This is a genomic window from Cloacibacillus sp. (genome assembly GCF_020860125.1).
Taxonomy (GTDB): Bacteria; Synergistota; Synergistia; order Synergistales; family Synergistaceae; genus Cloacibacillus.
This window is the reverse complement of the sequence record NZ_JAJBUX010000053.1, coordinates 16,809-38,660: the sequence shown is the minus strand read 5'-3', so window position 1 is coordinate 38,660 and position 21,852 is coordinate 16,809. Positions and strand designations below refer to the sequence as shown.

18 protein-coding genes and 5 tRNA genes are annotated in these 21,852 nt (G+C 56.2%); 7 read left to right on the top strand and 16 right to left on the bottom strand.

All coding sequences use genetic code 11. The features are described 5' to 3' along the window. From LIO98_RS06995 to LIO98_RS06970, 6 genes are all read right to left on the bottom strand, one after another. Nucleotides 1-3,779: Ig-like domain-containing protein (locus LIO98_RS06995; protein ID WP_291954678.1), on the bottom strand; the 3,779-nt coding region annotated here is incomplete at its 3' end. A 20-nt stretch (nt 3,780-3,799) separates the two neighbouring features. Continuing rightward, entirely contained in the window at nt 3,800-4,198 is a 399-nt protein-coding gene (locus tag LIO98_RS06990; protein WP_291954675.1) for a hypothetical protein, read from the bottom strand. Nucleotides 4,199-4,397: 199 nt separating this feature from the next. Beyond that, the gene (locus LIO98_RS06985; RefSeq protein ID WP_291954673.1) at nt 4,398-6,050 is read right to left on the bottom strand and encodes a prephenate dehydratase domain-containing protein; all 1,653 of its coding nucleotides are present in this window, start codon (nt 6,048-6,050) and stop codon (nt 4,398-4,400) included. Between the two features lie 43 nt (nt 6,051-6,093). After that, nucleotides 6,094-7,197, bottom strand: a complete 1,104-nt coding sequence (gene aroC / locus LIO98_RS06980; protein ID WP_291954672.1) for a chorismate synthase — start codon at nt 7,195-7,197, stop codon at nt 6,094-6,096. Continuing rightward, the gene (gene aroA / locus LIO98_RS06975) at nt 7,197-8,480 is read right to left on the bottom strand and encodes a 3-phosphoshikimate 1-carboxyvinyltransferase (RefSeq protein WP_291954670.1); all 1,284 of its coding nucleotides are present in this window, start codon (nt 8,478-8,480) and stop codon (nt 7,197-7,199) included. Before aroA ends, aroC begins: the two co-directional genes overlap by 1 nt. Continuing rightward, nucleotides 8,477-9,361, bottom strand: coding sequence for a prephenate dehydrogenase (locus LIO98_RS06970; protein ID WP_291954668.1), 885 nt, complete (start codon nt 9,359-9,361; stop codon nt 8,477-8,479). The genes aroA and LIO98_RS06970 overlap by 4 nt, the downstream gene beginning before the upstream one ends. A 191-nt stretch (nt 9,362-9,552) precedes the next feature. Here LIO98_RS06970 and LIO98_RS06965 point away from each other — a divergent pair, with 191 nt between their 5' ends. Further along, the gene (locus LIO98_RS06965; protein WP_291954666.1) at nt 9,553-9,738 is read left to right on the top strand and encodes a hypothetical protein; all 186 of its coding nucleotides are present in this window, start codon (nt 9,553-9,555) and stop codon (nt 9,736-9,738) included. Here LIO98_RS06965 and thiS read toward each other — a convergent pair. From thiS to LIO98_RS06950, 3 genes are read right to left on the bottom strand one after another with little or no spacing between them, the layout of a single operon-like run. Continuing rightward, complete coding sequence (gene thiS / locus LIO98_RS06960) at nt 9,725-9,922, bottom strand: sulfur carrier protein ThiS (protein WP_066743873.1); 198 nt, start codon at nt 9,920-9,922, stop codon at nt 9,725-9,727. The genes LIO98_RS06965 and thiS overlap by 14 nt on opposite strands. A 21-nt stretch (nt 9,923-9,943) precedes the next feature. Next, nucleotides 9,944-12,130, bottom strand: coding sequence for an aldehyde ferredoxin oxidoreductase C-terminal domain-containing protein (locus tag LIO98_RS06955; RefSeq protein ID WP_291954662.1), 2,187 nt, complete (start codon nt 12,128-12,130; stop codon nt 9,944-9,946). A 16-nt stretch (nt 12,131-12,146) separates the two neighbouring features. Next, nucleotides 12,147-12,536 (bottom strand): 4Fe-4S binding protein, encoded by a 390-nt coding sequence (locus LIO98_RS06950; protein WP_291954683.1) that lies wholly within the window; start codon nt 12,534-12,536, stop codon nt 12,147-12,149. 304 nt (nt 12,537-12,840) lie between these two features. Here LIO98_RS06950 and LIO98_RS06945 point away from each other — a divergent pair. The 5 genes from LIO98_RS06945 to LIO98_RS06925 all read left to right on the top strand — a co-directional run bounded on the left by LIO98_RS06945 (nt 12,841) and on the right by LIO98_RS06925 (nt 13,451). After that, a tRNA-Leu gene (locus LIO98_RS06945) sits at nt 12,841-12,927 on the top strand. 141 nt (nt 12,928-13,068) lie between these two features. Continuing rightward, nucleotides 13,069-13,154: transfer RNA gene (locus LIO98_RS06940), tRNA-Leu, on the top strand. Between the two features lie 12 nt (nt 13,155-13,166). After that, a tRNA-Met gene (locus tag LIO98_RS06935) sits at nt 13,167-13,243 on the top strand. A gap of 6 nt (nt 13,244-13,249) precedes the next feature. Further along, nucleotides 13,250-13,326 (top strand) — tRNA-Met (locus tag LIO98_RS06930). 47 nt (nt 13,327-13,373) lie between these two features. Then, a tRNA-Pro gene (locus LIO98_RS06925) sits at nt 13,374-13,451 on the top strand. Between the two features lie 92 nt (nt 13,452-13,543). On the opposite strand, the gene LIO98_RS06920 is transcribed toward LIO98_RS06925, so the two are convergent. After that, a complete protein-coding gene (locus tag LIO98_RS06920; RefSeq protein WP_291954659.1) occupies nt 13,544-13,693 on the bottom strand; it encodes a hypothetical protein in 150 nt (49 codons plus the stop codon). Nucleotides 13,694-14,182: 489 nt separating this feature from the next. Here LIO98_RS06920 and LIO98_RS06915 point away from each other — a divergent pair, with 489 nt between their 5' ends. Further along, nucleotides 14,183-14,641 (top strand): hypothetical protein, encoded by a 459-nt coding sequence (locus LIO98_RS06915; protein ID WP_291954657.1) that lies wholly within the window; start codon nt 14,183-14,185, stop codon nt 14,639-14,641. A gap of 75 nt (nt 14,642-14,716) precedes the next feature. Here LIO98_RS06915 and LIO98_RS06910 read toward each other — a convergent pair whose 3' ends face one another. The 6 genes from LIO98_RS06910 to LIO98_RS06885 form a co-directional block, all read right to left on the bottom strand. After that, entirely contained in the window at nt 14,717-16,834 is a 2,118-nt protein-coding gene (locus LIO98_RS06910; protein WP_291954655.1) for a DNA topoisomerase 3, read from the bottom strand. Nucleotides 16,835-17,114: 280 nt separating this feature from the next. Next, on the bottom strand, nt 17,115-17,918 hold the full coding sequence (locus LIO98_RS06905; RefSeq protein ID WP_291954680.1) for an IclR family transcriptional regulator: 804 nt from the start codon (nt 17,916-17,918) through the stop codon (nt 17,115-17,117). Nucleotides 17,919-18,107: 189 nt separating this feature from the next. Beyond that, a complete protein-coding gene (locus tag LIO98_RS06900; RefSeq protein WP_291954651.1) occupies nt 18,108-18,878 on the bottom strand; it encodes an aldolase/citrate lyase family protein in 771 nt (256 codons plus the stop codon). 27 nt (nt 18,879-18,905) lie between these two features. Further along, nucleotides 18,906-19,988: a mandelate racemase/muconate lactonizing enzyme family protein gene (locus LIO98_RS06895; RefSeq protein ID WP_291954648.1), complete on the bottom strand. Its 1,083-nt coding sequence runs from the start codon at nt 19,986-19,988 to the stop codon at nt 18,906-18,908. A gap of 39 nt (nt 19,989-20,027) precedes the next feature. Then, nucleotides 20,028-21,308, bottom strand: a complete 1,281-nt coding sequence (locus LIO98_RS06890) for a TRAP transporter large permease (protein WP_291954646.1) — start codon at nt 21,306-21,308, stop codon at nt 20,028-20,030. Further along, nucleotides 21,305-21,790: a TRAP transporter small permease subunit gene (locus LIO98_RS06885; RefSeq protein ID WP_291954643.1), complete on the bottom strand. Its 486-nt coding sequence runs from the start codon at nt 21,788-21,790 to the stop codon at nt 21,305-21,307. Before LIO98_RS06885 ends, LIO98_RS06890 begins: the two co-directional genes overlap by 4 nt. Nucleotides 21,791-21,852 lie beyond the last annotated feature (62 nt).

Genomic DNA, 21,852 nt, shown 5'->3' with positions numbered 1-21,852 from the left:
GGTGTGGGGACGGGGGGCTGCGCCTGTCTGATTATCGCGATCGGATCTATCACTCCGCCGTCCTCTTCGCCGTCGAGGTCGTAATCGCCGCTGTCTCTTATGAATACGGCCAGAGTGTATTCCCTATCAGGCTCTATCGCCCCCGTCACGATGTTATCGTCGGCGTCGTAGAGCGCCACGGTCTTGTCCTCTATCTCCTCCGCCTTCGTGACGACGCGGAAGGGCCTGCCCGTTCCGTCGGGGAATATTTTTATGACGCGGATCTGACTTACGCCGTCTATTTCGCCGAAAACGTCGCCGCTGACGGTGAAGCCGAGGGCGTGTATCCTGCCAGCCTCGGCGGCGTGGCTCTCTACCAGCGGCAGGTAGATGACGGCGTCTTTGGAGACCGTCTCCGCGTCGCCGGAGATCACCTCGTCCGCCGCTTTGCTGACGAGGCCGCCGGAGATCACAAGCTCTCCCTTTTCCGTCAGGGCGGTGTCGTCAAAGGCGAGCCCGATCTTTTTTATGATTTCGTCCTGTTTTGCCGGATCGGTGATGTATTCGGGCTTTACGGGTATGGGGCCGCCGTCCATGATATCGATGTTGGGTATTACGGTGCCTGGGGCCAGCGGCCTGACTCCGTCGCCCTCGTCGGCGCTCCTTCTCACCGTTACGGTGCAGGACGCGCTCTTGTCTCCCGTGGCCGCGGTTATCGTTGCCGTTCCCGCCGCTATTGCCGTTATAGCGGCACTCTTGTTGTCGGAGGCCGTTATGTTGACGATATCGGGACTGGCGCTCACCCAGGAGACGCCGCCGTAGGCGTCCTGCGGTTCGACGGTGACGGCCAGGGTACAGCTTCCGCCGATTGGCAGGGCGAGGGCGTTTTTGTCAAGGGTCACGCTATTTGCCGTTATCTTGCTGAACTCCGCTAAGATATTCCACGCTCCGCCCCAATCGACGTCAGCCGAGATTGTCCTTACATCGGGCGAAAGGGTTTGGCTCCCGTCGGAGAGCGTTACGTGATAACCATAGGGGATATCGGAGCTCAGCGTTACGCTCTGTTCGCCTCCATTGATATCGGCGCTGGTGTTTCCTCTGTGTTCAACCGTATCGCCGCTTATCATCCACGATACGAGCAGCGGCTCAATATCGCCGGATACCGTGAGGCTGACGGAGGCGCTGTTTGCCTCCCTGACGGCGAAGGCCATCGTCACCTGATAGCGGTCGTCGGTCTTGCCGTCTTCGACGATGAAATAATTGCCCTCGCGTGTCGTCTTGTCGCCGCTTTGTATATCCGCGGCCATCACGAAGGGCGCGCCGGGGCCTTTTGTAACCTTACCCTCGCGGTTGAAGAGCAGGAGGCGCGTCTTTATCTTATAGCTTCCATCATTATCTTTTGTCACCATGATATATTCGTCCGAAGAGGCGACGTCGTTCAGGGCGCGCGCCTCCATGGAGACACTGTCGCCGCTCGTGACGGCGGCGAAGAGGCTGATACGCTCAAGGAAATTATCCTTCGTGAGCCCCTCCCTGATGTCTTCCGGCAGCGCGGCGATATCGGCGCTGGTTATCGTGAAGTTCGTCTGTAAGGGCAGATAATCGCCGCGGCCAAAGTCCGTATCATTTTTGTTTCCGCTGATATAGGCCCATATCTTGCCCCATACGGTCTTGGAGGCCTCGGGGGCTTTATCCTTCGCGACGGTGTCGAGGACGCTTACTATGCGCACCTTATCGGGAGAGGTCGGCGCAAGATTCCAGTAGCGCCCTATCGCCTCCCGCACCCTGTCTCTGTCCGCCGAAGCGATGTCGGTCAAGATATCGGCGCTGGTCGCCTGTACGGCCCGCGCGTCGGCGCTGATGTTGTCGGGCAGGGTCTTGTCAAGGTTCAGACGGTCAAACGCGTCATAGATGGCAAACTCCTCCGTTGTATTCGGCTCGACGACGAGGACGCCGGAGGAGTCTCTGTCGGTGCGTGTCTTATCCGTGACGTCGGGGGAGGCGGCCCTGGGTAGGATTCTGAAGTTCCTGCCGCCGGAGCTGCCCTCGTAGTTGCCCTTCCCGGTGGCTGTGACCGCCGCCATGCCCGCATTTGTGTTGTTGCTGTAGCCCAGGTTGTAGTCTTTGCCCTTTTCGAGGAGTCGGTTTTCGTCCATAACATTGGGCTCCGGCTTTATCTCGCTTCCCGTATAGCTCTGGTCGTGTATGTCCTCTATGATAAATGTCGTGACCTTTGGCTTGATTTCAAAGTCCGCGCTTACCGTGCCTGCGCAGAATCCAATGCCCGTCACCGTTGCCGTCGCGTTCCCGGCATCGAGGTTATGGTCATAGCTTACGGTGTAATCTTTGTCTTTAGAGAGGATATCGCCGCTGATGATGACCTCAACATCAGGTGTCTTCCCCTCGCCGTCGTAGACGAAGACGTCCGGCGAGAGCGTAACATATGCGCTTTCGATTTTCTGGAGGACGGTCACATCGCAGCTGGCGGTGACGCCTCCGGCGGTGGCGGTTATCGTTGTTTCTCCTCTGTTGATAGATGTCACGAGCCCTGTATTGTCGACCGAGGCGACGTCGGCGCTGAGACTATCCCAGATGACCGTCTTGTCCGCCGCGTTGTCGGGGATCACAGTCGCGATGAGCCTTGTCGATTCTCCCCTCATTAGAGACAGGGAGCTTTTGTCTAAGCTCACGTCTGTCACGTGAACGGAAGAGACCTCTATATCGAAGGTGAAGGAGTAAGTGTGCGGGGAGGAGGGCGCTGGCGTGGAGTCAAAACCGGTCGTCGTCAGCGTGACGTCCGCCGTAAGCTCGGAGCGCCCCTCTTTGAGGGCGGTGACGTTTATTTCGCCGTCAGCGTACTTTGCATCTATAACAGTATTGTCATAAGAGAGTGCTATGTCTTTTGCCTCTGGGGCGAATGTACCGCCGGGGAAGATGGTAAAGTTTATCTGCGCCTTGCCGCCGTCATTCAGGCTCGGCTGTGTGAGTGCGGCGGAGAGTGAGGTCGTGATATCTTTGGCTTGGGCGGCGGTGAAGCTGCAGTAGGAATTGGAGCTGACCCAATCGTAACCACAGCCATTCAGTCCCGCTGTTTCAAGCCAGCCGCAATTTTCTATGGTGCCCTCATTTTCTCCGGCAATCCCGCCTACGAGATAGTTATCTGTGGTGGTGACGGTTCCAATTCCTGAATTTACGGAATCTGTTACTGTTCCAGCAGCGCTGTAACCGACTATGCCTCCGGCCTTATTATTGCCTTCGTCAGCCGGGGCGATAATACCGCCGCTTCCCGTCTTAGCGCAGTATTTTATAATACCACCGTCATTTTCACCGACGATGCCGCCCGCGTCGCATTCAGAATATTCACCGCCGGAGGCCTTGACGTCGCCGGAAGTTAAGTTGACACAGTTTATCACCTTAGCGTTAGCGCGATTCCATCCGGCTATACCGCCGGCGTAGTAAAGTTCTTCACTATTGCCGGAGGCGGTGATATTGCAAGAGCCAAAACTGCGGCAGTTTTCTATCCTGCCGCCGCTGCCCTGCCCCGCAATACCGCCCGCGTTGGTGCCATAACCATTTCCTGTGGCTTGAATATCTCCTGAGTTGCCGCAGCCTATTATCGTGCCGCTGTTTAGTCCCGCGATGCCACCTGCGTTATTCTCGATGGTTCCGCCGGCGGTGGTGACGATGCCGATGTTGGTGCAGTTTGTTATCAGGCCTTTACGGTTATCTCCAGCGATGCCGCCGGAATATACTTTGTCGGTATTGGCTCCGTCCACCTCACCGCTAACCGTGAGGTTCATTACCTTGCTATTTTTGCCAATTACGCCGAAAAGTCCCCCCCCCCGACATTATGAGCCAGATAGCCGCTGACCGTATGGCCGCCGCCGTCAAATGTACCGTTAAAGGTGTGGGAATCTTGGCCTATCGGCAGCCACTCCGACGCGGCGCTGTTTTTTGAAAGGTCGATATCGTTCATGAGTTTTGCGCTGATATTAATATTCCCTCCGTTTACGGTATCACGGAACCACGCAAGATGCTCCGGTTTTGAGATCTCATATATACCGTCCCTTAACGCCGGCTGCTCCGGTACTACTTCAGCCCAGGAAACCATGCGCAGACAGATTGACACGGTGAAGATAAGTAATGCAAGAAGAAAAAGAGATATTTGTTTTGATTGCCGCGGAGCTGGAGGCAGCGGTGATGCTGTCGATGTTTTCATATAAGACTCTCCCCTTAGATATATTGTGACTATAATTTTAAACAGTAATTTTACGTAATGCGTTTATTATAAAACGAAATAATTTTTTTACAAGACAAGGTTTGGAACAGGAGAGATTTCTAAGTCCATATCCGTATGCCGCGGCAATCAGGATCATTGGTATATCCGGTGGTCCTGATTGCCGCGTGGGGCGGTGTTTTTATACGGCGCGGTAGCCGCCCTTGAGCAGCTCTATTATCGAATCGAGGGCGTTTACCACTTGGCTCAGCTCGCCGTCGTTGCGCACCTCGTAGTCCGCGACGGCACGGTAGGTGGGCAGGCGGTCGGCGTAGAGTTTGTATATCTGTTTGGGGTCGCCCGCTAGCAGCGGCCGGTTTGAGAGGTCGACGCTCTCCAGTATCTCCTCCACTGGGCGGTTGACGAAGAATACGTAGCCGGTGCGCCGCAGCGCGCGCGCGTTTTCCGGGCGCATCATCGTACCGCCGCCGGTGGAGATGACCGCGCCGCCGAGCGACGAGACCTTTTTCGACATCTCCGTCTCGGCGTCGCGGAAGTATTTTTCGCCGTTTTCCGCGAAGATACTCGTGGTGTCTTTGCCCTCTTGCTCTTCGATGAGGGCGTCTGTGTCGTAGTATTCCATGCCGATTTGAAGCGCGAGCGCCTTTCCGACGGCGTTTTTGCCGCTGCCCGGCATTCCCACGAGGACGATGTTGCGGCGCTTGCTCTTGTAGTTGCCGAGGATGCGCAGGAAGTCGCACTCCTGCTCGACGAGCGCGAGCGCCTTTTGGGTGTTGGCCTGCGCAATGTCTCCCGTGAAGTCGGTGAAGAATAGGTATTCAAAGTCCGCGCCGCCGACGGGGACGGATTCTATCTTGGAGAGGTTCAGGTGGTAGTCGGCGAAGATGCCGAGGACGCGCTGAAGCGCTCCCGCGCGGTGGCGTACGGTGAACGCCATGCTGACCTTGTCCCCGCCGGGGGATATCTCGAATTTATCCGTGAGGATCACGAAGCGCGTGCAGCTCCCGGGGTTGTCGCTGACGTAGGGGGCGATCACCTCAAGCCCGTTCAGTTCGGCGGCGAAGCCGGAGGTGATGACCGCCTTGCGCGGTGAATTTTCCTCGGCGATCTTTTTTACGCATTTGGAGGAGCTGAGGCTGGGAACGGCCCTGATTTCGGGATGGTCCTCAAGGAAGGCGCTGCAGCGAGCGAGCACCTGTTCGTGCGCGTGTATCTCCGTGATCTCTTCGAGTTTCGCCCCTTTGGGGGCGGCGAGGCAGTCGTCGAGACGGACGTTTTGTTCGCCCGCGATGTAGAGGCCGTATTTGTTTATCAGTTCGCGGACGCCGGGCATCGCCCCCGCGGTGTTTGATTCGAGGGGCAGCACGGCGTAATCGGCGTCGCAGTTTTTGACGGCGCGGCAGACTTTTTCGTAGGTGGAGCAGCCGCCGAAGCCGCCGTCGCCGAAGTAGGCCGCGGCGGCCTCGTGGCCGTAGGAGCCCTCGCCGCCCTTGTAGACGACGCGCGGATTTTCTTTTCTCTTTGCCGCGCTCCGTATCATTTCGCGCAGCCAGAGTCCCGTGATGTTGTCGCCGGTGACCACTTTGTGCTGCACGGCGCGGCTGTTTTCTAGCATCATGCGCCAAAAACGGCGGATGTACGGCACGTCTTCCTCGCGTTTCGCGAGCGATACCACATGGTCGATGACGTTTTCTTCCTGCGCGGCGTCTGTGACGGGGATGTCCCGGTCCATTTTATATTCGGCGATGGTGCGCGCGATGTCCAGCCGCCGCTCTATCAGCTCCAGGATTTTTTCGTCAAGTTCGCGTATCTCTTCTCTGTATTCTTTCAGCATGATTTTTCCTCGTTTCGCATCTGGTATGGATTTTTCCGTAAGGTCACTGCCGCCGCCCGCTCAGGCCGCGTATCCCGTATAGTTTCTGGAGCGCCTCCAGCAGCGCGAGCGCGGCGGCGGCCTCGATCACCGGTACGGCGCGGTGGACGATGCAGGGGTCGTGGCGTCCGGGAACGACGAGTTTCGCGTTTACGCGCTTTTCCATGTCGACGGTGTCCTGCTCGCGGGCGATCGAGGAGGTGGGGCGCAGCGCGGCGCGGAAGAGCAGCGGCGCGCCCGTCGAGATGCCGCCGCTGACGCCGCCGTTGTTGTTTGTCCTCATTGACACCCTGCCGTCCGCCATCTCCATGGGGTCGTTGGCCGCGCTTCCCCGCATCTCCGCGAAGGCAAAGCCGGCTCCGAATTCGATGCCCTTAACGCCGGGGACGGCGAAGCAGGCGCGTGAGATGAGGCTTTCAAGCGAATCCGCGCCGGGCTCGCCGATACCGGCCTCGAGGCCGAGGGCAGCGCATTCTATCAGGCCGCCGAGAGAATCGCCCTCTCTTTTGGCAGCGGCGATCGCCTCGCGCATTTTCTCTCCCGCGCAGTCGTCGATCACCGGCAGCTCTTTGCGCGCCGCCGCCCTTAATACCGTTTCGGCGGTTTTATCTTTTAGAAAGCCGCCCTCCGTAAGCGAGATGTCGCGGATTCCGCCGATCGCGGCGATATGCGCTCCCACGAAGACCCCGCGTCCTGCCAGCAGCTGCTTGGCCACCGCGCCCGCGAAGACCAGCGGCGCGGTGAGGCGTCCCGAGAACTGGCCGCTTCCGCGCATGTCCGCGAAACCGTCGTAACGCGCGGCGGCGGTGTAGTCGGCGTGGCCGGGGCGCGGAAAGCGCTTGAGCAGCGAATAGTCGCCGGAGCGCGCGTCGGTGTTTTTTATTATCGCGCAGAGCGGCGCGCCGGTGGTGAAGCCGCCGCATAGTCCGCTGAGTATCTCGGGAACGTCGGCCTCTTTACGCGCCGTGGAGACGGCGCTTTTGCCGGGGGCTCTGCGTCCCATCTCGAAGGATATCTCCTCCATGTCCAGCGCGGCGCCGGCGGGAATGTCGTTCAGCAGGACGCCGATCGCCGGCCCGTGCGATTCTCCAAAGATCGAATATTTCATCATTGTGCCTCCTTATCCATCACAAAGCTGCCGCCCATCGCGTGGTATTCCTCCCAAAAGCCGGGGGCGCTCTTTTTTACGCAGTTTGCGTCGTCTATCGTAAGTTCCCCGCCGCAGGCTGAGGCGGCGACGGCCAGGCTCATCGCGATACGGTGGTCGTTGTGGGCGCCTGCCGCGCCGCCGCGCAGGCCGCCGCCTCCGGCGAGGGTGAGCGAGTCCGTCCCCTCTTTTACCTCCGCTCCCAGCGCGGTCAGTTCGGCGGCCATCGCCGCCAGGCGGTCGCTCTCTTTGATACGCAGACGGGCGGCGTTGACGAGCCGCGTTTCTCCCTCCGCGCAGGCGGCGAGTACGGCGAGTATCGGGAAGAGGTCCGGGGTCTGCGAGACGTCGATCTCCGTGCCGCGCAGCTTTGAGGGGGCGGCGTAAAGTTTATCGCCGCGCCATTCCACGGCGGCCCCCATCCGGCGCAGCAGCTCCGCGATTTTCGCGTCTCCCTGCCTGCTCTCTTTTTTCAGCCCGGAGAGCGCCGCGCCGCCGCCGAGCGCTCCCGCCGCGAGCCAGAAGGCCGCGTGGCTGAAATCTCCCTCAACGGAGACGGCGGCGGGGGAGAAACGCTGATTTCCGGGAATGTTCAGCGCGCAGCCGCGCTCATTTTCCTCCCATTTGGCGCTGACGCCGAACTCCGCGAGCGCCGCGAGGGTGAGGTCTATGTAGCTTCGGCTCTCAAGCCGCGTGGTGATCTCTATGCGGGAGTCTTCGCCCAGCGTTGGGAGGGCGAAGAGCAGTCCCGAGATGAACTGGCTTGAGACGTCGCCGCGTATCTTAAAGAGGCCGGGGCGCAGCTGCCCGCACAGTTCGATATAGTCTCCTTTTTGGATAAATTCGATCTCCCGCTCCGCGAAGAGGCGCGCGTACTCATCCTGCGGGCGGCTCAGCAGGCGTCCTTGCCCCGTGAACCTCCGCCGCCTTCCGTCAAGGGCCAGCGGGATGAGAAAGCGCAGCGTGCTTCCCGATTCGCCGCAGTCAAGAGGCGCCGTATCATTTGATACGCTTTTTTTTGAGCGGGTTGCGAGCATGTCGCCGTTCAGCTCCATTTCGCAGCCCAGCCCCCGCAGCGCGCGGCAGGTCGCCATTATGTCCTCGCTGAGCCCCAGGGAGCGGACCAGCGAATCTCCCGCGAGCGCCGCGCAGATCGCCAGCCGGTGCGACATGCTTTTGCTGGGCATGATCTTTATCGTCCCGGAGAGGGGCTTGGGGGTTATCGTTATGCTTACCTTTTTCATCGGACCGACTCCTTGCCCGCCGCGTAAGGCGCTTTCAGATATTCTTCTTTGCGCCGTGTGGAGGCGGCGAGCGCCGCCTCCAGTTCGCTCTGATTTCCAGATTCGACTAGCCCTCTCAGCGCGGCGATGTTATTTTCCAGCTCCGCGAGGACGCCGCCCAGCGGGGCCGCGTTCATGGAGAAGAGCTCGCTCCACATTTCTGGGTTAAGCGTGCCGACCCGGGTGAGATCGCGGAAGGAGCCGCCCTCGAAGCCTTTGCTCTCAAACAGCAGCCCGCTGTTCAGGATGGCGGCGGCGAGCACGTGAGCCATCTGGCTGGTGTAGGCTATCATCCGGTCGTGTTTTTCCGGCGTCGTCTCAATGACGCGCGCCGCCCCCGCGTAGGCCGCCATCTCCCGGAGCAGAGAGACCGCCCCGCGCGAGTTTTTCTCATGCGGCGTGATGATAAAGTTGCATCCGGTAAAAAGTTTTCCGTCGGAGGCCGCGTAGCCGGAACTCTCGCGCCCCACCATCGGGTGCGCGCCAAGGAACTCAGCTCCCGCCGGCATCGACCTGCGCGCCTCCTCGATCAAGGCGCCCTTGATGCCGGTCAGGTCGCTCCAGAGCGCGCCCTCTTTGGCGCAGCGGGCGCAGCCGCGCAGGAAGTTCAGCGCGGCGCGCGGATAGAGGGCGATCACGACGAGGTCGGCGTCGAGCGCCTCCCGCGCGTTCGTTTCATCCAGAACGTAACCTTTGTCTATCACACCCTCGGCCTGCGCCCTCGCAAGCACCGCGGCGTCGGTCTCAACGCCGCAGATACCGGCATTCCGCCAGCCGTGCAGGGCCTTAGCGAGCGAGGCGCCCATCAGCCCCAGACCCGCGATGGTAATTTTGAACCCCATAAGTACCGCCTCTTTCCAGTTGCCGTCTTCCGCGCAAAATAAAATCACCCGGGGCTTTCGCTCCGGGTGAGATATCTTTTAAGACGGTTTTTATATATCACACAAAAGAGCTCAAGCCATAACGATTTGACTGCGACTAAAATAATAGTCCCAGTTCCAGCCTGTAAAGTAAAAATAGGAGCTCTTAAGGTTTGTCGCCATCGATTTTCTCCATTTCCGCAAAAATCATTTCCCGTGTATTTAACACCCGAAAATATATTTTTGTCAATGCCGAGGCTGATTTTCCACTGTCCGGCAAAGAAAAAGTGGCGGACGCCGAAGGCGCCCGCCGCTTTAGATATTACGGTGTTTTCCCGGCGGGGTTTAACCGCCGCTGATGTTGTGGATCACCTGCACATTCGCTCCGTCGGGGATCTTCGCCTCCGAATAGCGGCTCTTGTCGACGACGTTGTCGTCGACCCATACGGCGAGCATCTTGAAGGTAAAATTCTTATCATCGAGAAGCTGCTGTACCGTGAGTCCCTCTCTCCAAGGCGATTTTTCTCCGTTGACGGTTATCATGCGCATAACTCTCCTTTAATATTAATCTTCGAATTCGTCCTCTGGCTTCAAATGCTTCTCAAGAAGCGCCACCACGTCGGGATAATCTATACCAAGACGTTTCACCGTCGCAAGGGTGGGAATGCCGTTCTTGTTCCATCCGCGGCGCTTGTAGACGGCCATCTTGAGCATGTGCCACTGTTCGCGGCGGTGCTTCTGGAGCAGGTCGATCTTCTCCTTGACGGAAAGACCGCTGATATCGATGCCAAATTCTTTGAGTTTCTCGTCAAAGTATTCGGGGCGCGCGTTCCACTCGTCTTCCCACACGGGGCCGAGGCCGCGGTCCGGCGCTTCGTGGTACTTCGCCGTGCCCTTGCCCATACGAAGGTTGAAGATGCGCTCAAAGTTGTAGACCTTCTCCGACTGTTCGATGAGGCCGTCGCGCGTCAGGTGCTTGCCGGTGATCGCCTCGAAGATGTCAAGGTAGTTCTGAAGGTGCTCCGGCACGCGCGCCGCTTCGATACCCTTGTACTTCATGCCGTTGTCGGCGGGTTCGATGTCGTTCCACGGCAGCTTGCAGAGGCCCTGCAGCGAGAACCAGAGACGGAAGTTCGGGAAGAAGAAGAGCGCCTCCGCCTTATCTTCGTATGTCGGGAGCTGTTTGTTGACCATGTCCATGAAGATGAGCCACGCCTCGTCGTGCTGCGGTCCCTTGAGGGTGAGGAAGTAGCCGCCCCACTGGGCGATCGATTCCTGGCAGCGGTATTCGGAGGCCTCGAGCCCCTGGCAGACCATGCCGATCTTCATCATTTTTTCCATGTCCGCGCCGTAATGCTCGGCGAAGTATTCGCGCGCCACCTCGATGCCCTTGCCGCAGGCGATCGCGAACTCGTCTTTGCCGTAGGCGATGCGGTGGATGAGCTCCATGATGTCGGCCTTCTGTCCGAAGTTGAGGTCCAGGCCGTGCGTATGTTCCTTGTTGATCAGCCCCAGCTCGAAGCATTCGCAGACGAAGGCGATGCCGGTGCCGAGGGAGATGGTGTCAAGGCCGTAGTGGTCGGCGTAGAAGTTTGCCTCGATCGTCCAGAGGGGGTCGAAGATGCCGAGGTTGGAGCCGAGCCCCGCCGCGGTCTCATATTCGGGGCCGTCGACGATGACCTCTTTGCCCTTCCAGGGGCCGGTCTGCAGCGGGAAGTGATCGACCGCCTTCGCGCAGGCGAGCGAGCAGCCGTACCAGCAGCCGTCGGCCATCCCCTGAGTGAAGAGCTTTATGTAGGACTCGGAGCTGATGTTGTTGATATCCTTGTGGCGGCCGAACTTGTAGTTGTTGACCGGCAGCAGCGTGTAGTCGTCCATGATCTCGGTAAGGTGGGCAGTACCGGCGGAACGCATCTTGCACTGTTTGTCGTCAAGGTCGTGGATACGCTTGTGGAGGCTCGCGCCGGCGCGCTGGATCGCTTTGATGTTCACGGGGTCGTTCTCCAGCCCTGTGAAGTGCGTGCGCTTTACGACAAGCGCGATTACGCCCTTGTTATGGAGCACCGTGCCGCCACCGCCGCGCCCCGCCTGCTTCAGACGCACGGCCTTGCGGCGCACGTCGTAGAAGCTGAAGTTCATGCCGGCCCAGTAGCTTGTGCGAGCGCCGATGCCGCTTGAGACGACGGAGATAGTGCGCTTGTCGGCCTCGTCCTTCGCGAAATATTCGTGGAGCTCCTCCGAGACGGCGTAGGCGTTGATATCCTCAAGCGTGGACTCGAATACCTGCACCTTATTGTTGTCGCCGTCGATGAAGACGACTACGGGACGGTCGGCCTTGCCCTGCAGCTCAAGCGCGTCGAAGCCCGTGAACTTGAGGAAGGGGGCGAAATAGCCGCCGGCGTTGCTGTTATAGGTCTGTTTGGTGGCGGGGGAGAGGAACACGGAGTAGCACTTGCCCGCGCCGGGATACTGCGTGATGCCGCAGAAGGGGCCGCCGGCGATGACGATCTCGTTCTCGGGGTCGTCCCACTTCGTCTTTTCCGTTACCGCGTCCCAGAGCAGCTTGAGGCCGAAGCCGCGGCCGCCGGTGAATTTTTCTATCATATCCTCGGAGACGGGGCGTTTCTCAAACTTATAGTTGCCGTCCTTATTGCCGAGGCCAATGTAAAGTGTCTCTTTTGAATAGCCGTGATGTATCTTTGCGGGTTCGAATGACCACTCCGCCAGAAGTTTCATCGGTGCGTTTGCCATATCTTTATTCTCCCTTCTATGCCTTTGCCGGTACGTTTACAAGCTCAAGGGCTCCCGTGGGGCACTTGCGCGCACATATGCCGCAGGCGATGCACTTGAAAGGCTCCGTCTGCTTGTCTCCGTCGAAAAACATCGAGGCCGACGGGCAGAAGCCGACGCACATCAGGCAGGAGGTGCACTTGTCCCTGCGGACCTGCACCACTCCGTTGGCGTCGCGCTCAAGCGCCTGTGTCGGGCAGACGCCGATGCAGGCGCCGCACTGCGAGCAGATATTGATATTGGCAAAGCCCGCCATATTGGCGACTTTGACCCTCGACAATTCCGGTGAGTTTTCCTTGAAATATGCTTTCGAGCACGCTTCAATACATGCGCCGCACTGGACGCACTTCTCAGCGTTGACTTGCATGATTTTCACACAAAATCCCTCCACTATATTCAATTTTTTTAAGACCGCCAAAAGCCGAAGAGACCTTTGACAATCTTCCCCAATATGGAAATTTTATCACAACCTCACCCTCTTTTGGGTTATATTGCTCACTTTTGCTCACACGAGAATTTGCAAAATTTAGATAAGATCTCCAGCTATACCTCCAACACCGCGATATATCGGCCTCAAGCAGCCTTGCTTGACGAAAATTACCGGAAAAATGTCGAAAAGCCTTGCCAAACTCGGGGATTATTGATAGAATCACCTACGTTGTATGAAATGAGTCAGGGTGGCGGAACTGGTAGACGCGCTAGATTCAGGATCTAGTGGGCATTAGCTCATAGGGGTTCAATTCCCCTCCTTGACACCATTTAAAATGACAGGCTCGGCGTCAGCCGGGCTTTTTGTCTGCCTTTAAGCGCGGAAGCTGCGGCGAAACTACAGCGGAAAGTTGCGGATTTTTGCCAAAGTATTGACGGAAGGGAAAAAGATGATATAATACTTTTTGTTGGCCGGGGTGGCGGAAAGGTAGACGCACGGGACTTAAAATCCTGCGAACGCAAGTTCGTGCGGGTTCAAATCCCGCTCTCGGCACCATAGTTTTAACGTCGCGGGGTGGAGCAGTACGGAAGCTCGTCGGGCTCATAACCCGAAGGTCATAGGTTCAAATCCTATCCCCGCAACCATTTTTTGGCGCTGTAGCTCAGCTGGCTAGAGCATTCGGTTCATACCCGACAGGTCACTGGTTCAAGTCCAGTTAGCGCCACCAGAAATTATCGGCCTCTCAGAGATGAGAGGCTTTTATATCAAAAATTTCGGGGCGTAGCGCAGTCTGGTTAGCGTGCTTGGTTCGGGACCAAGAGGTCGGAAGTTCAAATCTTCTCGCCCCGACCAGAAATTTCAAGGGTTCAGCTCATTTGGGCTGGACCCTTTTTGTATGCTTTTATTCTGTATTTACTCAAATAAAAAAGACCTCACGCGTATGCTTAAAGAGAGTTTATTTCATCTCCGATTCGCCTCTTTAAATAATTCTCTGCCATACCATAGTCTCTTTTTAAATGGCTTATTATTAGTTCTATGGCATTTTTTATCTTCCTCTTTTTCTTATCTGAGGCAGCCGATATCTGAGCTTTCATGATTGACGGTCGATTTTGGCGGCCTGACCGACAGGGCCTAGTTGACGCGAATGCAGAGGTGTAGCCCATAGACTCGCGTCTCGTAACTAACATAGACAAGACATACCAGACATGTGTCGCGGCGAAGACGGTAAAGGTTACCGCCGACCTGCTCTCCAATCTGCCGGCGTGGGACTTAGAGAAAATAACCTTGACGGTGCTGAATTTTTTGCTGGCGGCTGGGTGGGCACCCCCACCGTGTGATAAGGGAAATACGCTGCTTGCTCTCCAGAGCGACATATACGCTGTTTTCTTCTGCCTTGCCATGCGCCAGCATGAGTTGACGCGTGGATAGGGGCGCTGAAAAAGCGTCAGAGAACAGAGAGCGCTGCTATAATTGAACTGTTGTCGCAACTCCATTCCTGGCAGCAGGAGGGAGGTGTTCAATGTGGCGTTAATCACCTTTATAGTGTCTGTTGTGGCAAGTGTGGCTGGTCACTACATTTGCAAATGGCTAGACAGGCATTCAGGCGACAGCTAGCCGGCAAAAAGATACCCCGGATCTGGCCATCCGGGGTATTTGTGTTCATGACGCTAATCACCTTGGTTAGCTATATTATAGCACATCACGTTGCGCCGTCAAGACGGTCTTCCGCCACGATACTTAGTGGAACATATTATGATATTCTAACAGAAGATACTTCTGAAAGGAAGGCGAAAGAGATGCGTTATGCTGAATATGATGAAAAATATGACTGTATTCCCCTTCGTAATATAGATAAAGAAATAGAAAAGATCGAACGCAAGATGGTAAAGGGAAAGACTGAACATGATAAGTGGTTCAAAAAACTTCCTTTCGAAAAACAGCAAGCCTTAGAGAGAATGAACTGGTGGGACAATGTCTGGGATAACGTCATAGTAATCGGCGTTCTCTTTGGGCCTCCTGTCGTGTTCTTCCTTATGAATTAAAGCTATGCGAAAGCTCTTTATGGGATAGGTTAACCGCTAAAAGAGGCTGAACCCGCCGTCAGCCCCTTTATCAATTTATTTTGGAACTACCAGCTTTCCCCGGTTGTCCTCAAAGGTCTTTTTGCATTTCTGGTTTCGGCATAGCCAGAAGTAGCCGCGCGTCCCCTTTATGCGCACGCTCAGATGGCCGCAGAGGGGGCAGACGGCAGTTTTCTGGGGTTTGCCGCGTTCGTTGGAGAGTATCAGGCCGCAGTCGCTGCAGGCCCAGAATTTGTTTTTCTTGTCTCTGCCGATGCGCAGCAGCATACGGTTTCCCTGGCATCCGGGGCACTTGGTTCCCTGCAGTTCCTCTCTTTGAGGCGACGCGGGGATGTATTCTCTGGCGGTTTTTTTGCGCTGTTCGGTCATTTTTTTGACGGTATCCGCTATCTCGCCGATGAATGAGTCTAGGTCCCTTTCACCCCTTTGGATGCCGCGCAGGGCCGCCTCCCATAGCGCCGTCATGTCGGGCTTGCGCAGCATGTCGTCGATCTCCGCGATAAGCTTGCGCCCCTTCGGCGTCGAGATGAGAGCTTTTTTATCTTTGACGATGAACTGCCGCTGCTGAAGCGTCTCGATGATCTTTGCCTGCGTGGCGGCCGTCCCGATACCGGAGGTCTCTTTGAGGATTTTCTTTACGTCCGGGTCTTCCACATAAAGGTGAATGTGGTTCATGGCGTCAAGCAGCGTAGATTCCGTAAAACGTTTAGGCGGCGTGGTCTTTCTCTCCGAGATCATCAGCTCGCGGATGCCGACCGGCTCGCCGGTCACGGCGTCGGGGATCTTGGTCTCCGGCTCCCTCTCGTCCTCTTCGCCGTCCCTCTCTTTGCCGTACAGCAGATGCCAGCCCTCTTTGGTACATTGGCGGCTAGTGGCTTTGAAAAATTCTTCTTCGATGTCGTATTCGATCGAGACGACGGCGAACTCCTGCGGGGGGAGGAACTGGGCCGCATACCGTCTTGCTATGAGGTCAAAGATGATCTGCTCCTCTTCGCTTAAATTCCGCGGTATTTCGCCTGTGGGAACGATCGCGAAGTGCTCTTCTATTTTGCCGGTGTTCCACGCCGCCGATTTTAGCTCTGTGTCGAAGTGATACGCTTCATACTCAGGGCTGGTCTTTTTGATCGCTTCGAGAACGCGCGCCCTGTTTTCGTAGAGCGATTCCGGGAGATATTGGCAGTCTGAGCGCGGATAGGTGGTATATTTCAGTTCATATAGGCGCTGCGCGGTCTTCAGCGTATCGGCGGGAGAGATGTCGAATTTTTTCGCCGCCTCGCTTTGCAGCGTCGGCATGGAGTGCGGCAGCGGAGGCTGTGCCAGCGAGCTCTTTTTCTCAAAATTAGAGACGCGGCCTACCTTTCCGGCGAGCTTTTTTTCAAGCCGGGAGACGGCGCCCCGGTCAACGACACGTCCCTCTTCGTCGAGCCCCTCCTGGTCTTCTTTCGGCTTCCAGGAGGCGATAAATTCCCCGTTTTTGATAACGCTGCGGGCCTTCACGTCGTAGAAGGGTTTGGAGATAAAATTTTCTATCAGCAGGTCGCGGTTTACCACGAGCGCAAGCGTGGGCGTCTGGACTCTGCCGACGGAGATGATCTCGCCCCTGCCTCTTTCGGTGGTGCAGGTAAAGAGCCTTGTAAGGTTGAAGCCGAATATCCAGTCTGCCCGGTGGTGCGCCTCCGCTGAATTTGATAGGTTTTTGTAGTCCAGATTGGGGCGCATTTCATTTATCGCCGCCCGTATTGCGGAGGCGTTCAAATCGGTTATGAGCAGACGCTTTACCTCGCCTTTGAATTTGAAATATTGGAGTATTTCGTCTACGAGCAGCTGCCCCTCTCTGTCCGCGTCGCCGGCGTGGACGACGGTCTCGGCCTCTTTGAGCAGTCTGCCGATGTTCGCCAGCAGATCCTTTTTCTCCTGATCGGGAAGCTTCGGCCATTCCCGCGGAATTATCGGCAGCGGCGCGACGCGCCATCTTTTGTATTCGGCGTCGATCATATCCGGTGTCCGCATCGTTAAAATATGTCCGGCCGACCAGCAGACGGTGTCTCCGTTATCCATTGTCACAGACAGTCTGTCACGTGATTTTATCTTACCAGGATGAGCCTCGATAATGGCCTTTGCCAGGGAGGCTTTTTCTGCGATGAAGAGTCTCATGTTCTTCCTCCGTTCTTTTGTCCTATTTTATAATAATTATGGGAGGTATGCGCTTAATATTTGACGCTTATTTTTAGATAAACTTGAATATCTTCCCATGCCCCGGCGGTATCTCTTTCAGTTTCCTTATCATTGCTAAGGCTGTGAATATATAGAGCGTTAACAGCGCCCGACGGGAAAAAATAGCGGCAGCGGTACAGGCCGCTGCCGTCTGATAAAGCTATGTCCGTGCCGCAGGAGAGGCGGTCGTTTACAGGGAAGGGAGGGGGCGGCGGCTGTTTTAAGCGGTGAACCCCATACGTTTTGATAATTCTTCGGCGACCCGGCATAGTTCGGGTTTCACCTTATCGGAGATGAACTCGTCCGTCATTTTTTCCACGGTGGAGAAGCAGCTTGTGGCGGCGACGATCTTACCGAATGAATCGCGGACCGGATAGGCGATGCAGCGCAGCCCTAACTCGCACTCTTCGTTGTCCGTCGCGTATCCCTTTTCTTTTACCTCCGCTATCTCACGATCCAGCAATTCCCGCGTGGTGATGGTGTTGTCCGTAAGTTTTGCCAGCCCCTTTTCCTTGATAAGGTGGTCCAGCTCGTCCTTGGAGAACTCCGTCAGGAACAGCTTGCCGGAGCTGGTGGAGTGCATCGGCGTCTGTTTGCCGATCCTTTGCAGGCTGAAGTCCATTCGGCCCGGTTCGTAAACGCAGTCCAGGTAGATACATTCCATATTATGCTGAACAGAGAGAGAGGCCCCCACGGAAAGTTTAGTCGACAGGCCGCTGATCATCTCTCCGGCAAGGCTTCTTATGGTGACGCGGGAACGCAGCATGTCCGCCACGCCGCAAATTTTAAGCGTTAAGGCGTACCGCCCCAAATGTTCCTCCTGGTAGCAGTATCCCTCCTGAATGAGGCCGTTCAAATGCCTAAGCGCGGTGGCCTGGGATATTTTCAGCCTTTTGGAAAGGTCCAGCAGGCGCAGCGGCGCCCCCGCCTCCGCCATAACGGAGATCAGCTGCAGGAACTTTGAGAGGGACTGGTTGGTCGGTTTGTCCTTTGTCTGTTCAGTTTTTGGGGCCGAGTGTCTGATGATAAAAACCTCTCAATCTGAAATTGCATCCATAAATTCATCAGTATTATATCACGTTTGTAATATTGTTGTTATTTATTGCAATTACAATATACATTTTAACTATCACTGTTGTACAGTTAGCGTTAATAGTCCAAACTTAACGCTAACTGTACTAAAGTGATCCCCGATATTGGAATTACAATAATATTACTGATTTCGGTATAATTCTTTAAATCGCTTGACGGCGGCCTGCGCCGCGTTTGCTATGGCGCCGCCGTCGGAGAGGAAGTAGACCAGAGAATATCCCCTGTCGTACAGGGCCGCCGCGGCGTCGATATTCGGCGCGATAGTGGCGAGGAATTTGCCCTTCTCCTTTACGACGCATTCAACTTTATGGATGGCCTCCTGCACTTCCGGGGCTTTCGGGTTAAAGAAGTATCCCATTGAGGTCGACAGGTCCGAAGGACCGATGAAGATTCCGTCCAGGCCGTCTACGGAGGCTATTTTGTCTATATTTTCCACACCCTCGGGTGTTTCAATCGCCGTCATCACAATAATGTCTCTGTTTGCGGCCGCGAAGTATTCCTGCTTCTTCATTCCGTAGCAGGTCGCGCGCTGGCTGCTGGCCAGCCCGCGTATCCCCCGCAGCGGGTATTTGCAGCATTTGACGGCGTATTCCGCCTCTTCGGCGGTGGAGACATAGGGTACGTGGACGCCGTGCGCGCCGCAGTCAAGGATCTGTTTTATCAGCACGGCGTCGTTCCAGGGAGCCCGCACCATCGCGAAGCAGTCGTTCGCCTTAATGGCCTGCAGCACCGAGACCAGGCTCTCCAGTGTGTATGGCGCATGTTCCATATCCGGGACGATTACCTCGAATCCGGCTTCCGCCAGTATCTCCGCGCTCATATTGCTTGTCAGCTGCGCCCATGCGGCGCTTATTTTTTCACATTTACGCAGACGTTCCGCCACTGTAGACATAATTTAATCCCTCTCTCATATAAATAATCAGCGCTGATAGTTATAGGCGTTGATGTAGTCGTGATTTAATTTGATCCCCAATCCGGGAATGTCCAAAAGTTTAAGTTCCCCCGCCTTAGCCACGGGAGCCAGCTCAAAGGCGCCAGCCCACCAATCGGGGATATATTCCAACAGCCCGCCAGTGGGGGAGGCCGCCATTATGTGCGCGCTCACCTCCATCAGCACATGCGCCGTAACGGGCACGCGGAAGGCTCCGGCCAGGGAGCAGACCTCGATGAACTCGGTGACGCCGCCGCAGCGCATAAGGTCCAGGTTAATTATATCCGCTCCCCGCAGACGCAGCAGTTCAAAGATCTCACGAGTGGTGAAGAGGCATTCTCCCGAACATATCCGCATCGAGGTGCTCTGAACGAGCTCCGCGCTGCCCTTATAGTCCTGGCAGTGCAGCGGCTCCTCCAGGTAATTTATGCCAAGCCTCTGCAGCTCCGGGATGATCTCCAAGGCCAGCTTAACGTTCCAGCCCTGGTTCACGTCGACCATTATCTCAAAATCATCTCCGACCGCCTCACGCAGAGCGGTCAGGCGGGATATATCCTGTCTCCAGTCGGGGAATCCTAATTTGAGCTTGTACTTTGTATAGCCTTCACGTTTAAATTCAAGCGCCTCTTCGATCATCTCCTCCAGCGGCACCAGCCAGCCGCCGCTCCCGTAAACGGGCAGAGTGTCCGTCTTCGCGCCAAGCAGCTGGTACAGCGGCTTGCCGGCCTCCTGGGCCAGCAGGTCCCACAGCGCGGTGTCTACGGCGGCATAGGCCGACATCGGCAGTCCCGTCTGGCCGCAGCCGCCCATCGTGCCCTGCGCCTGCTGCCAGTATTTCCGGATATATGTTGAATCTTTGCCGACTAAATTCCAGCAGTAGCCCTCGACGAGAATTTTCATCGCTTCGGCCTGGTCTGGGTTAAAGGTATACGCCATGCCTACGCCGGTAAATTCTCCGATGTCGAGCTCCAAAAACACATGTTCGATGTATTCCAGGGCATAGACCGCGTTTGGAAGCGGCTTGCTCAGCTTTTTCGATACGTGATGGACTTTATAGCCTCGTATGATCAATTCCTTGACCTCCTTGTTTGGTATATTCGGTTGAAAACGTTACCGGCTGATCAGGAACAGGGAAAGCTGCGGGAAGGCGCATATCGCGAACAGCGTTACCAACATTGCTATTAGATATGGCGTTACATTCTTTAGCAGCGGCATCAGTTTGACTTTCGCGATGTCGCTGATGACGAAGAGGCAGAGCCCGAACGGCGGCGTCACCATGCCGATAGCCAGATTGGTGATCATCATCACGCCAAAATGGTAGGGGTTTATCCCGAAGGCCAGGGCCGCCGGCAGCAGCAGGGGAGTCAGGATTATCACCGAGGCGCTGATTTCCATGAACATTCCCATTATTATCCATATGATATTGACGATGACCAGATACAGCGTCTTGTTCGCGACGACGCTCATCATCAGAGCCGTGATTTTCATCGGTATCTGCTCTCTCGTAAGCAGCATGGCAAAGACCGCCGCGCAGGATATTATCAGCAGCACGCCAGCGGAGGCGACGGCAGAATCGATGAATATCTTTGCCATATCGGCAAGCTTCAGTTCCTTATATACCAAACCGCCGACTATCAGTCCGTAGACGACGGCGACGCAGGCAGCCTCGGTGGCGGTGAATATTCCTCCGTAGATACCGCCAAGGATTATGACCGGCATCATGAGAGCGGGCAGAGCGTCAAAAAAGGCGCGCGCCTTTTCACGCATCGAATAGCGTCTCCCGTCCGTGCCATAACCGTTGCGTCCGCAGACGAAGTACGCCACCAGCATCAGCGCCGCGCCGAAAAGAACTCCGGGAATCATACCGGCCATGAAGGCGTCGCCTACGGAGACGCTGGCGGCGATGCAGAAGAGTATCATCGGAACGCTAGGCGGAATGATTATGCCGATGCTGGAGCCGCTGGCGACGGTCGCCGCGGCAAAATTTTTGTCATACCCCTTGTTCAGCATGCCGGGGATGAGCACCGCGCCGACAGCCGCGCAGACGGCGGCGCAGGAGCCGCAGATCGCAGCGAAAAACATGGAGGCGAGTATCGCGACCAGCGCCAATCCCCCTTTAAGCCGGCCTAAAACTGTCGTGGCAAAGGTGATCATGCGGTCGGAGATGCCTCCGCTGGCCATCAGGTTACCCGCCAGTATAAAGAAGGGCAGGGCGAGGTAGGGGAAGGAGTTGATCCCCTGGAACATGCGCTGGCAGACTATTACCATATTTGAGCTGCCGTTGAACAGCATCGCCAGCGCTGACGCGCCGCCCAGAGCGAACGGAACGGGAACCCCGACGATAAAGAAAGCAAGAAGCAGCCCCGCCGCTAAAGATCCCATACTAATCATTTTACCAGCCCCCATCTTTCAAAACTTGCGGCGAACCAATTGAGCAGCATCAAAACCACGCTGACGGGAATGACCAGATAGACGATCCACATCGGCAGTCCTGTGCCGGGAGCCGTCTGCATCATTCCCAGGCTGACAAATTTATTGCAGGCTGACAACACGATCAGGAGGAACACCAGCGATAAAATCTGCGCCACTTCGACAATGATTTTCTTCGCGGTGCCGCGCAGCAGCTCGGGGACGGCGTCGACGCAGGTCAACTTCCATTTCTTTCCTCTCACCAGAAGAGAACCGGAGAAATATGCCACCCCGATCATCATGAACCGGGATATCTCTTCCAGCATGGAAGTCTTGAAATTCATAAAGGGGAGGCGCGACAGTATCTGCAGCGTGACGGCGGCGACCAGGATGATCATGAATATCAATAACAAATATTTGATTATACGGTTGATTTTATCTATAAACAGCACATAGTTCTTCAATTGTACGATCCCCTTCTATTTATCAGGCCCGGCAGATAATCGGGGAAGGTCTTCCCCGATAT

What these genes read in the sequence shown, in the direction of transcription:
- aroA (WP_291954670.1), bottom strand. Translation starts at nt 8,480, where the DNA reads ATGAAAAAGGTAAGCATAACGATAACCCCCAAGCCCCTCTCCGGGACG.
- LIO98_RS06990 (WP_291954675.1), bottom strand. Translation starts at nt 4,198, where the DNA reads ATGAAAACATCGACAGCATCACCGCTGCCTCCAGCTCCGCGGCAATCA.
- LIO98_RS06950 (WP_291954683.1), bottom strand. Translation starts at nt 12,536, where the DNA reads ATGCAAGTCAACGCTGAGAAGTGCGTCCAGTGCGGCGCATGTATTGAA.
- LIO98_RS06970 (WP_291954668.1), bottom strand. Translation starts at nt 9,361, where the DNA reads ATGGGGTTCAAAATTACCATCGCGGGTCTGGGGCTGATGGGCGCCTCG.
- LIO98_RS06985 (WP_291954673.1), bottom strand. Translation starts at nt 6,050, where the DNA reads ATGCTGAAAGAATACAGAGAAGAGATACGCGAACTTGACGAAAAAATC.
- LIO98_RS06920 (WP_291954659.1), bottom strand. Translation starts at nt 13,693, where the DNA reads ATGAAAGCTCAGATATCGGCTGCCTCAGATAAGAAAAAGAGGAAGATA.
- LIO98_RS06900 (WP_291954651.1), bottom strand. Translation starts at nt 18,878, where the DNA reads ATGTCTACAGTGGCGGAACGTCTGCGTAAATGTGAAAAAATAAGCGCC.
- LIO98_RS06915 (WP_291954657.1), top strand. Translation starts at nt 14,183, where the DNA reads ATGGCTAGACAGGCATTCAGGCGACAGCTAGCCGGCAAAAAGATACCC.
- LIO98_RS06910 (WP_291954655.1), bottom strand. Translation starts at nt 16,834, where the DNA reads ATGAGACTCTTCATCGCAGAAAAAGCCTCCCTGGCAAAGGCCATTATC.
- LIO98_RS06955 (WP_291954662.1), bottom strand. Translation starts at nt 12,130, where the DNA reads ATGGCAAACGCACCGATGAAACTTCTGGCGGAGTGGTCATTCGAACCC.
- thiS (WP_066743873.1), bottom strand. Translation starts at nt 9,922, where the DNA reads ATGATAACCGTCAACGGAGAAAAATCGCCTTGGAGAGAGGGACTCACG.
- LIO98_RS06890 (WP_291954646.1), bottom strand. Translation starts at nt 21,308, where the DNA reads ATGATTAGTATGGGATCTTTAGCGGCGGGGCTGCTTCTTGCTTTCTTT.
- aroC (WP_291954672.1), bottom strand. Translation starts at nt 7,197, where the DNA reads ATGAAATATTCGATCTTTGGAGAATCGCACGGGCCGGCGATCGGCGTC.